Source organism: Rhizobacter sp. (assembly GCF_031412495.1).
In the GTDB taxonomy this organism is placed as follows: domain Bacteria; phylum Pseudomonadota; class Gammaproteobacteria; order Burkholderiales; family Burkholderiaceae_C; genus Schlegelella_A.
Genome location: NZ_JANODC010000272.1, coordinates 1 through 6,677 on the forward strand (window position 1 = coordinate 1; position 6,677 = coordinate 6,677).

Annotated in this window: 9 protein-coding genes and 1 pseudogene; 7 read left to right on the forward strand and 3 right to left on the reverse strand. The window is 70.5% G+C overall.

The annotated features are described in order from the left end of the window. Both AC30N0_RS10295 and rpe read right to left on the reverse strand, forming a co-directional pair. Positions 1-239 (reverse strand): cation efflux transmembrane domain-containing protein (locus tag AC30N0_RS10295; protein ID WP_489517825.1); only part of this gene is annotated, 239 nt, incomplete at its 3' end. Between the two features lie 19 nt (positions 240-258). Continuing rightward, entirely contained in the window at positions 259-939 is a 681-nt protein-coding gene (rpe, locus tag AC30N0_RS10300; RefSeq protein ID WP_489517826.1) for a ribulose-phosphate 3-epimerase, read from the reverse strand. A 64-nt stretch (positions 940-1,003) separates the two neighbouring features. On the opposite strand from rpe, the gene apaG reads away from it, so the two are divergent. Further along, a complete protein-coding gene (gene apaG, locus AC30N0_RS10305) occupies positions 1,004-1,378 on the forward strand; it encodes a Co2+/Mg2+ efflux protein ApaG (protein WP_489517827.1) in 375 nt (124 codons plus the stop codon). 54 nt (positions 1,379-1,432) lie between these two features. Here apaG and AC30N0_RS10310 read toward each other — a convergent pair whose 3' ends face one another. After that, on the reverse strand, positions 1,433-1,570 hold the full coding sequence (locus tag AC30N0_RS10310) for a hypothetical protein (RefSeq protein ID WP_489517828.1): 138 nt from the start codon (positions 1,568-1,570) through the stop codon (positions 1,433-1,435). Here AC30N0_RS10310 and mltA point away from each other — a divergent pair. The 6 genes and pseudogenes from mltA to AC30N0_RS10340 all read left to right on the forward strand — a co-directional run. Beyond that, entirely contained in the window at positions 1,560-2,798 is a 1,239-nt protein-coding gene (gene mltA, locus AC30N0_RS10315) for a murein transglycosylase A (protein ID WP_489517829.1), read from the forward strand. The two genes, AC30N0_RS10310 and mltA, sit on opposite strands and share 11 nt — an antisense overlap. A 226-nt stretch (positions 2,799-3,024) precedes the next feature. Continuing rightward, positions 3,025-3,504, forward strand: coding sequence for a peptide-methionine (R)-S-oxide reductase MsrB (msrB, locus tag AC30N0_RS10320; RefSeq protein WP_489517830.1), 480 nt, complete (start codon positions 3,025-3,027; stop codon positions 3,502-3,504). Next, positions 3,501-4,151: a peptide-methionine (S)-S-oxide reductase MsrA gene (msrA, locus tag AC30N0_RS10325; RefSeq protein ID WP_489517831.1), complete on the forward strand. Its 651-nt coding sequence runs from the start codon at positions 3,501-3,503 to the stop codon at positions 4,149-4,151. Before msrB ends, msrA begins: the two co-directional genes overlap by 4 nt. A gap of 140 nt (positions 4,152-4,291) precedes the next feature. Further along, the gene (locus AC30N0_RS10330) at positions 4,292-4,480 is read left to right on the forward strand and encodes a hypothetical protein (protein WP_489517832.1); all 189 of its coding nucleotides are present in this window, start codon (positions 4,292-4,294) and stop codon (positions 4,478-4,480) included. Further along, a complete protein-coding gene (locus AC30N0_RS10335; protein WP_489517833.1) occupies positions 4,480-5,013 on the forward strand; it encodes a hypothetical protein in 534 nt (177 codons plus the stop codon). Before AC30N0_RS10330 ends, AC30N0_RS10335 begins: the two co-directional genes overlap by 1 nt. A gap of 165 nt (positions 5,014-5,178) precedes the next feature. Then, a pseudogene (locus AC30N0_RS10340) lies at positions 5,179-6,677 on the forward strand (indolepyruvate ferredoxin oxidoreductase family protein); the annotation flags it as partial.

Below are 6,677 nucleotides of genomic sequence, written 5' to 3' on the forward strand. Positions count from 1 at the left end.
GCGCCGGCCCAGGCGAGGACCAGGCCGAGCACGTCGCTCAGGTTGTGGCCGGCGTCGGCGAGCAGCGCCAGCGAGTCGGCCTGCCAGCCGCAGAAGGCCTCGACGGCGACGAAGACCAGGTTCGCCGCGATGCCGATCGCGAAAGCACGGTCGTGGTTGACCGGGCCGTGCACGTGGCCGGGACCCGTCGCGTGGCCAGGATCGTGCCGGTGCGGCTGCGCCGGCCCCGGGCGGCTCATCGCCTGCACCCTGCCGCGTTCAACGGGCCAGCTGGCCGCGCATGGCATCGATGACCGCGCCGTAGTCCTTCGCGCCGAAGATCGCGCTGCCGGCGACGAAGGTGTCGCAGCCGGCGTCGGCCGCGGCCCGGATGTTGTCGGCCTTGATGCCGCCGTCGACCTCGAGGCGGACGTCGCGCCCGCTCGCATCGATGCGACGGCGCACCTGCTCGATCTTCTTCAGCGCCGACGGAATGAAGCTCTGCCCGCCGAAGCCCGGGTTGACGCTCATCACGAGGACGAGGTCGACCTTGTCGATCACCCAGTCGAGCACGTCGAGCGGCGTCGCCGGGTTGAAGACCAGGCCGGGCCGGCAGCCCGCGGCGCGGATGAGCTGCAGGGTGCGGTCGACGTGCCGGCTCGCGTCCGGATGGAAGCTGATGAAGTCGGCGCCGGCCTCGGCGAAGGCCTGCGCCAGCGCATCGACCGGCTCGACCATCAGGTGCACGTCGATCGGCACCTTCGTGCCGTCGGGCCTCTGCGCGTGCTTGCGCAGCGCTGCGCAGACCATCGGCCCGATCGTCAGGTTCGGCACGTAATGGTTGTCCATCACGTCGAAATGGATCCAGTCGGCGCCGGCCTCGATGACGCTGCGCACTTCGTCGCCGAGACGCGCGAAGTCGGCGGAGAGGATGCTCGGAGCGATGAAGTGATGGCGCATGTCGAGGAGGCTCTCTTCATTCTAGGTCGCGTCGTCGCGGAGCCCGGCTCCTAAAATGAGCCCGATGCCCCATCCAGAATTCACGACGAGCGTGGCCGTCCGTCACCTGCCCGAGCAGTCGGATCCGAGCGCCGGACAGTTCGCCTTCGCCTACACGATCACGATCAGGAACAGCGGCGACATCACCGCGCAGCTGGTCGCACGGCACTGGATCGTCACCGATGCGAACGGCCACGTCGAGGAGGTCCGCGGCCTCGCTGTCGTCGGCCACCAGCCGCTGCTCAAGCCCGGCGAGACCTTCGAGTACACGAGCTGGACCCGGCTCGCCACGCCGCACGGCACGATGCGCGGCACGTTCTTCTGCATGACCGAGGAAGCGCATCCCTTCGACGCGCCGATCGGCGAGTTCGGCCTGACGCTCGCCTCCGCACTGCACTGAAGGTCTCGCCGCGTCCGCTCCGCGGCGTGGCCGTCGATCAGCGGCGGCGGCCGCTCACTTCGGCTCCTCGTCCTGCGGCTCGGCATCCTGGCCGGTGCGTTCACCCTTGCGCCGACCCGAGAACATCGTCCACCAGACGATGAAGCACAGCAGCACGAGCGCCAGCAACGATTCCAGCAGAATGACCCACATGACGAGCGCCCTTCGCAGCGCCCAGGTCCGGGCCGCAGCGGCGATTCTAGGAATTGCCGTGGCCCTCGCCGGATGCTCGAACACCGCCCCGCCGGCGCCGGGCGAATCGATCGAGCCGATGCGCGCAGGCCGCTCGACCCCGACACCGGCCGCCGCGCCGACCGCCCCCGCCGCGCTCCCCGACGCACCGGCCGACGGCGTCGAGCCGCCGGCGCTCGAGCGGGCCCGTTCCCGCTGGGTCCCGGTGCCGTGGTCGCAGCTGCCGGGGTGGAGCGCCGACCGGGCGGCCGAGTTCTGGCCGGCGCTGCTGCGCAGCTGCGAGCGCCCGGGCGCCGGGTGGCAGGCGCTGTGCGCCGAGGCGCGCCGCTCACGGCTCGGCAGCTCGCCCACCGACGCGGGCGTGCGCGACTGGCTGCAGCAGCGCCTGCAGCCGCACCGCGTCGAGTCGCTCGAGCGCGACCCGGTCGGCCTGGCGACCGGCTACTTCGAGCCGCTGGTGGCGGCGTCGCGCAGCCCGCGGCCCGGCTTCCAGGTCGCCTTGCACGCACCACCGCCGGACCTCGGCGCGAAGAAGCCCTACTGGAGCCGGCGCGAGCTCGAGACGGTGCCGGCGGCGCGCGGCAGCCTGCGCGGCAGCGAGATCGCCTGGGTGCCAGACCGCCTCGATGCGCTCCTCCTGCAGATCCAGGGCTCGGGCCGCCTGAGCTTCCCGGCCGAGCCGGGCGGCCGGCCGACGCTGGTCCGCGTCGCCTATGCGGGGCAGAACGACCACCCGTACAGGTCGGTCGGCCGCTGGCTCATCGACCAGGGCGAGCTGCGCGCAAACGAGGCCTCGTGGCCGGCGATCCGGGCCTGGGCCCGCCGGCAGCCTCCGGCGCGCATCGACGAGATGCTGTGGAGCAACCCGCGCGTCATCTTTTTCCGCGAGGAGCCGCTGCCCGATCCCGAGGTCGGCCCGCGCGGCGCCCAGGGCGTGCCGCTCACGCCCGGCCGGTCGATCGCCGTCGACCCGCTCAGCGTTCCCTATGGCACGCCCGTCTGGCTCGACACCACCGAGCCGCTGTCGTCGACGCCGCTGCGCCGCCTGGTCGTGGCCCAGGACACCGGCAGCGCAATCACGGGCGCCGTCCGCGCCGACTACTTCTGGGGCTGGGGCGATGCCGCCGAAGCGCAGGCGGGGCGCATGAAGCAGCCGCTGCGGATGTGGGCGCTGTGGCCGACCCGCTGAGAAGCGCATGCCTCCCCCGCCCCCGGCCGCTCCCGCTCCGAGCCACGGCGGCCGGGCTATCGAGGCCGAGGTGCCGGACGCCTTCGCGGTGCGGCACCGGGTCGCTGCCCATGTCCTGCAACTTTCTCCGGCCGGCCGGCGTCCAGCGAGCTGACGAGCGCGTAGAACGAGGGCCGGAAAGAAAAGACCGCGCCCGCCGACCGAGTGCTTCCAACAGGAGTTTTCGATGACACGCCGCCCCTTCCTCGCACTCTTGTCCGCTTTCGGCCTGGCGCCGCAGGCCGCGTCCGCGCAAGCCCCCGCCGCGCGGGCCGACCGGCTCCAGCTCAGCGATGCCGAATGGAAGAAGCGCCTGACGCCCGAGCAGTACGCAGTCCTTCGCCACGAAGGCACCGAGCGCCCCGGTTCGAGCCCGCTCAACGCGGAAAAGCGCAAGGGGCAGTTCCATTGCGCCGGCTGTGACCTGCCGCTCTTTTCCTCCGACACCAAGTACGAGAGCGGCACCGGCTGGCCGAGCTTCTACGCGGCCCTGCCCGGCGCCGTCGGCACCAAGACCGACAGGAAGATGTTCATGGCGCGCACCGAGTACCACTGCGCGCGCTGCGAAGGCCACCAGGGCCACGTCTTCGACGACGGCCCGCCGCCCACCGGCAAGCGCTATTGCAACAACGGCGTGGCGCTGAAGTTCGTGGCGGCCGCGGCATGAGCGCCCGCCGATCGCTGCGGGGCCTGCTCGCCGCCGTCCTGTTCGGAGCCGTCACGGCTCCGGCCCTGGCCCAGACGGCCGGGCCCACAGCGACGCCAGCGGTGCCGGCGCAGACGGCCAAGGCGGTGTTCGCCGGCGGCTGCTTCTGGTGCGTCGAGGCGGACTTCGACAAGGTGGACGGCGTCCTGTCGACGACCTCGGGCTACACCGGCGGCAACGTCCCCAACCCGACCTACGAGCAGGTCTCGCGCAAGCAGACCGGGCATGCCGAGGCGGTCGAGATCGTCTTCGACCCGCGCCGGGTGAGCTACGAGAAGCTGGTCGAGCACTTCTGGCGGACGATCGACCCGACCACCAAGGACCGCCAGTTCTGCGACGCGGGCAGTCCGTACCGATCCGCCATCTACGCCCAGGACGCGAACCAGTTGCGGATCGCCGAGGCATCGAAGGCGGCGCTCGCGAAGTCGAAGCCGTTCAAGGAGCCGGTGGTCACGGAGGTGGTGCCCGGCGGGCCGTTCTATCCGGCCGAGGCGTACCACCAGGACTACTACAAGAAGAACCCGGTCCGCTACAACTACTACCGCCTGACCTGCGGTCGCGACGCACGGCTGAAGGAACTCTGGGGCGGGCAGTCAGCCGGTCACTGACCGCTCGGGCATGGGTGCGGGCCGATGGCCCCCAGGAACCGGGGGGTACAGGCGGCTTGGACACCCATGAATACTTGGTGGCGTGCAGCACCGACGGTTCGTCCGGCCCGCACGCACCACCCCCAACAAGAAGGAAACCCATGCTCGAGGCGCTCCTGCGCCTCGGGCGCCACAGGCGTGTTCGCGTTCGCCGCCACCTGCGCCGCCGCCGCGCCGTGCGGCAGGTCATCAACGCCGATCCGTCGTTCTACCTGAACAACGTCAACCAGACCCAGTTCTCGATCGACGGGTCCTGGCAGGTTCTGCAGACCGGCGGCGACGACGACTAATGGGCTTCGTGTTCGGCTACCAGAACTCGAGCAATTTCTACCTGTTCGACTGGAAGCAGAGCGGTCAGGGTTATGTGGGTCGCACGGCCGCCGAAGGCATGACGATCAAGAAGTTCAAGGGCGCCACCGGCAACGTCCCGGCTGACCTGTCTCTGGAGGAGTTCTGGGAGAACCAGGTCAGCTTCGGCGACATGACCGTCCTCGCGACCAACCATGCCACCGACAAGGGCTGGAGCGACAACCGTCTGTACGACTTCCACCTCGACTTCAATCTCAACCCGGGCGAGATCCACATCGTCATCAAGGATGGCGCGACGGTGCCGTGGGACCGCACCGTGGTCGACAACACCTTCCCGGGCGGGCAGTTCGGCTTCTTCAACAACTCGCAGGCAGAACGTTCGCTACGCCGGCTTCGTGCAGACCGGCGGCGTCCCGACCGTGCCGGCGATCCCGGAGCCGGAGACGTAAGCCTTGATGCTGCCGGCCTGGCTGCCGTCGGCGCGGTTGCGCGCCGGCGCCGCGCCCGCGGCTGAAGCAACCACCCGAGGACAGGTCGGCCCTGCGGGCCGAGGAGGGCGATGCCGGGAGCCATCGCCCTTTTTCGTTGCCGGCGCAGGGAGTCCCTACACTCGCGCCCATGCGCGGGCTGGCCACGAGCCGGCCGGTCGCACCTCGCAGCTTCCGACCGGAGTGACGACATGAACGCCCCCCTTCCCGAGTCGATCCGCCAGGCGCTGGAAAGCGTCTCGCTCGACGACAAGTACAGCCTGCAGACCGGCCGCGCCTTCATGAGCGGCACGCAGGCGCTGGTGCGCCTGCCGATGCTGCAGAAGAAGCGCGACGCGGTCTTCGGCCTGAACACCGCCGGCTTCATCAGCGGCTACCGCGGCTCGCCGCTCGGCGGCTACGACCAGGCGCTGTGGGCGGCCAGGCCGCACCTGGCGGCGCAGGACATCGTCTTCCAGCCGGGCGTCAACGAGGAGCTGGCGGCCACGGCCGTGTGGGGCTCGCAGCAGCTCGACCTGTACCCCGACACCAAGAAGTTCGACGGCGTGTTCGGCATCTGGTACGGCAAGGGCCCGGGCGTCGACCGCTGCTCCGATGTCTTCAAGCACGCCAACATGGCCGGCACGGCGAAGCACGGCGGCGTCATCGCCCTGGCCGGCGACGACCACATCGCCAAGAGCTCGACCGCGGCGCACCAGAGCGACCACATCTTCAAGGCCTGCGGCCTGCCCGTGTTCTTCCCGTCGAGCGTGCAGGACATCCTCGACATGGGCCTGCACGCCTTCGCCATGAGCCGCTTCGCCGGCGTGTGGTCGGCGATGAAGACGATCCAGGAGGTGGTCGAGTCGTCGGCCAGCATCTCGGTCGACCCTGACCGGGTCGACATCATCCTGCCCGAGGATTTCGTGATGCCGCCCGGCGGCCTGCACATCCGCTGGCCGGACCCGCCGCTCGAGCAGGAAGCGCGGCTGATGGACTACAAGTGGTACGCGGCGCTCGCCTACGTGCGCGCCAACCGCCTCAACCACAACGTCATCGAGGGCCCGAACGACCGCTTCGGCATCATCGCCAGCGGCAAGGCCTACAACGACACGCGCCAGGCGCTCTCGGACCTCGGCCTCGACGACGAGACCTGCCGCCGCATCGGCATCCGCGTGCACAAGGTCAACGTCGTCTGGCCGCTCGAGGCGACGATCACGCGCGAGTTCGCGCAAGGCCTGCAGGAGATCCTCGTCGTCGAGGAGAAGCGCCAGGTCATCGAGTACCAGCTGAAGGAAGAGCTGTACGGCTGGCGCCCCGACGTGCGCCCGAACGTGCTCGGCAAGTTCGACGAGGCCGAGGGCGACGGGACCGGCGGCGAGTGGAGCCAGCCGAACCCGAGCCGGAACTGGCTCCTGCGGGCCCAGGCCGACCTGACGCCCTCGATCATCGCCCGGGCCATTGCCCGGCGCCTGGCCAAGCTCGGGGTGGTCCCGGACATCGCCGCCGGCATGACCGCGCGCATCGCCCTGATCGACGCCAAGGAGCGCAGCCTCGTGGCCGGCAGCGCCGCCGGTGCGCCGGCGACCGGCGAGCGGTCGCCCTTCTTCTGCAGCGGCTGCCCGCACAACACCAGCACCAAGGTGCCCGAGGGCTCGCGCGCCGTCGCCGGCATCGGCTGCCACTACATGGCGGTCTGGATGGACCGCTC

Coding starts and splice junctions, on each gene's coding strand:
- rpe (WP_489517826.1), bottom strand. CDS start 939: ATGCGCCATCACTTCATCGCTCCGAGCATCCTCTCCGCCGACTTCGCG.
- apaG (WP_489517827.1), top strand. CDS start 1,004: ATGCCCCATCCAGAATTCACGACGAGCGTGGCCGTCCGTCACCTGCCC.
- mltA (WP_489517829.1), top strand. CDS start 1,560: ATGACCCACATGACGAGCGCCCTTCGCAGCGCCCAGGTCCGGGCCGCA.
- AC30N0_RS10310 (WP_489517828.1), bottom strand. CDS start 1,570: ATGTGGGTCATTCTGCTGGAATCGTTGCTGGCGCTCGTGCTGCTGTGC.
- msrB (WP_489517830.1), top strand. CDS start 3,025: ATGACACGCCGCCCCTTCCTCGCACTCTTGTCCGCTTTCGGCCTGGCG.
- msrA (WP_489517831.1), top strand. CDS start 3,501: ATGAGCGCCCGCCGATCGCTGCGGGGCCTGCTCGCCGCCGTCCTGTTC.
- AC30N0_RS10330 (WP_489517832.1), top strand. CDS start 4,292: ATGCTCGAGGCGCTCCTGCGCCTCGGGCGCCACAGGCGTGTTCGCGTT.
- AC30N0_RS10335 (WP_489517833.1), top strand. CDS start 4,480: ATGGGCTTCGTGTTCGGCTACCAGAACTCGAGCAATTTCTACCTGTTC.